Consider the following 2,618-nt stretch of genomic DNA (forward strand, 5'->3'; position numbering starts at 1 on the left):
TCCGGCGCGGTCATCGCGGGGCTGACCGCGGGGGTCTGCGAGTGGTCCTCGCTCAGGAAGGCGGGCGGGTCCTCCTCCTTCGGCGCGGGCATCTCCACGCGCCGGCTCCCCAGCTGCCCCGCCACGGCGCCGACGCGCCGCTCGTCGGCCTCGGTGAGGGGCTCGCCGTCGGCGCGGGCGACGAGCAGGGTCACCGCGTTGCCGTCGGGCTTGACCCCGAACTTCTCCTCGGCGACCTTCAGCGCGGCGGCCGAGTCGTACTGCGCGGGCAGGAAGGCGCCGCTCTGGGTCTCGGTCACCCGGTAGACCAGGGGCTGGCTGAGCACGGTCAGGAAGATGCCCAGCACCGCCCAGACGGCGATGACCTTCCACGGGCTGCGGGCGGAGAACCCGGTCAGGGCGCGGATCACGTTCTTGTCCTTTGGCGGTGGGTGGTTCGCCGGGGTCCCCCGGCCGATGTCCAGCTCATCAGCCGGACGCGGGCGAATCGTCCGAGCGCGGGACGAGACGGCACCCGGGAGCGGGGGCCGGGCACCGGCGCCGACCAGGACCCTGGTCCTGGTCCGGGATCCGCCCCGGGCCCCGGGGCGGGGCCGCGGACCGGTGCCAGAATGGATCACGAGACGACAGCCGGTCGTGCGCACCGGCAGTCGGCGGGGGCGCCCGCGGGGGAGGACGACACCATGCCGAAGAGGCCCACCGCACGGGGGAGCTCCCGTGCCGCCGGACCCAGGGCCGACGGACCCGGACCCGCCGGACCCGGGCCGGGCGGCGACGCCCTGCCGTGGACGCGCAACGACGCGCTGGTCACCGTCGGGGCGGCCGTCGTGGACCTGCTCAGCTTCGCGTTCGGCAGCCAGGTCGACCGAGGGTACGTCCCGCCGGCGGGCTGCGTACTGCTGCTGGTGGCCGCACTGCCGTTGCTGGCCCGGCGCCGCGCCCCGCTGCCCACGCTGGCGGCCGTCCTGCTGTTCGACCTGGCCCTGAACCTGAGCGTGCCCGTCGGCCAGCACTTCACCGCGACGACCGTGGTCGCGCTCTACACGGTCGCACGCTCCCGCGGCGCGGCCGTGGTGGCGGGGGCGGCGTTCGTCTGCGCGGTGATGCCGCTGGTGGGGCAGCCGTCGCGGCCGGGGGCCGCGGACGTGGCCGGCAGCGTGGCCAACGTGCTGCTCGTCCTCGCCACCGCGGCCGCGATGAACCGATGGCACCGTGAGAACGAGGCCAACCGCCGCCTGCTCGCCGACCGCGCCGTGGCCGCCGAACGGCGCCGCATCGCCCGCGAGCTGCACGACATCGTGGCCCACCACATCACCACCATGCAGCTGATGGCCGGGGGCGCCCGGGCCAACCTGGCCGCCGACCCGGAGGTGGCCCGGGAGGCGCTGGTCACCCTGGAGGGCTCCGGACGGATGGCGCTGCGCGAGATGCGCCAGCTGCTGGACGTGCTGCGGGCCGGCGACGAGGCCGAGGAGGCGCCAACCGCCCCGCAGCCCGGGGTCGCGGACCTGGCGGCAATCGTCGGCGAGACCCGCCGCGCCGGGCTGTCCGTCGAACTGGACGTGCGGGGCGAGGAGCGCCCGCTGCCGCCGAGCGTGGGACTGACCGTGTTCCGCATCGTGCAGGAGGCGCTGACCAACACGCGCAAGTACGCGGGCCGGGCGCGGGCTTGCGTACGGCTGACGTACGGGCCCGACGGGCTGGCCGTGGAAGTGTCGGACGACGGGGCCGGCGCGGCGGCCGCGCCCGCGGGATCCGGCTACGGCCTGGTGGGCATGCGGGAACGGGTCGCCCTGCACGGCGGCACGCTGGAGGCCGGGCCGCTCGACGGGGGCGGCTTCCGGGTGGCGGCCCGGCTGCCGCTGACGGCCGCGGAAGGAGCTCTGCGATGAGCGGGGGGACGACGGGGGCGATCAGGGTGCTGATCGCGGACGACCAGCCGCTGGTGCGGCGCGGGCTGGCCCTGATCCTCGCCCCCGACCCGGACTTCGAGGTGGTGGGCGAGGCCGGCGACGGCGAGGAGGCCCTCGCCCTCGCGCACCGGCTGCGGCCCGACGTCGTCGTCATGGACATCCGGATGCCGGTGCTGGACGGGGTCGGCGCGACCGAGCAACTCGCGCGGACCCTGCCCGGGTGCCGGGTGCTGGCGCTGAGCACCTTCGACATGGACGAGTACGTGGTGGCCGCGCTGCGCGCCGGCGCCTACGGCTTCCTGCCCAAGGACATCTCACCGGAGGAACTGGTCGCGGCGGTACGGGTGGTGCACACCGGGGAGGCCGCGGTCGCGCCGCGGCTGCTGACCCGGCTGATCTCCGCCTACGTCCTGGCCCCGAGCCGTCCGCAGCCGCCCGCGGCGGCCCTGGGCGACCTCACCCCGCGCGAGCAGGAGGTGTGGCGGCTGATGGCCACGGGGCTCGACAACGCGGAGATCGCCGGGGCCATGGACATCAGCGTGTCCACCGTGAAGAACCACATCACCAGCGTCTTCGGCAAGCTCCAGGTCCGCGACCGCGCCCAGGCGGTCACCGCGACCTCCTCCCGGCGCAGGCCCGGGGTGCGCCGGCGGGCCCCGCCGTCCGGCAGGCCGGCCTCGGCCGGGGAGATCCGGGCCCGTCTGC

Annotated in this window: 2 protein-coding genes and 1 pseudogene; 2 read left to right on the plus strand and 1 reads right to left on the minus strand. The window is 76.1% G+C overall.

Annotation, left to right across the window (positions count from 1 at the left end; all coding sequences use genetic code 11):
* A pseudogene (locus tag AB0D66_RS34440) lies at positions 1-410 on the minus strand (MMPL family transporter); the annotation flags it as partial.
* Positions 411-683: 273 nt separating this feature from the next.
* Between AB0D66_RS34440 and AB0D66_RS34445 the strand changes: the two are divergent.
* Positions 684-1,892 (plus strand): sensor histidine kinase, encoded by a 1,209-nt coding sequence (locus tag AB0D66_RS34445; RefSeq protein ID WP_362311083.1) that lies wholly within the window; start codon positions 684-686, stop codon positions 1,890-1,892.
* Positions 1,889-2,618: response regulator transcription factor (locus tag AB0D66_RS34450; protein ID WP_362311084.1), on the plus strand; the 730-nt coding region annotated here is incomplete at its 3' end. The genes AB0D66_RS34445 and AB0D66_RS34450, both read left to right, overlap by 4 nt.

The organism is Streptomyces sp. NPDC048270 (assembly GCF_040652335.1).
In the GTDB taxonomy this organism is placed as follows: Bacteria; Actinomycetota; Actinomycetes; order Streptomycetales; family Streptomycetaceae; genus Streptomyces.

What these genes read in the sequence shown, in the direction of transcription:
- AB0D66_RS34445 (WP_362311083.1), top strand. Translation starts at nt 684, where the DNA reads ATGCCGAAGAGGCCCACCGCACGGGGGAGCTCCCGTGCCGCCGGACCC.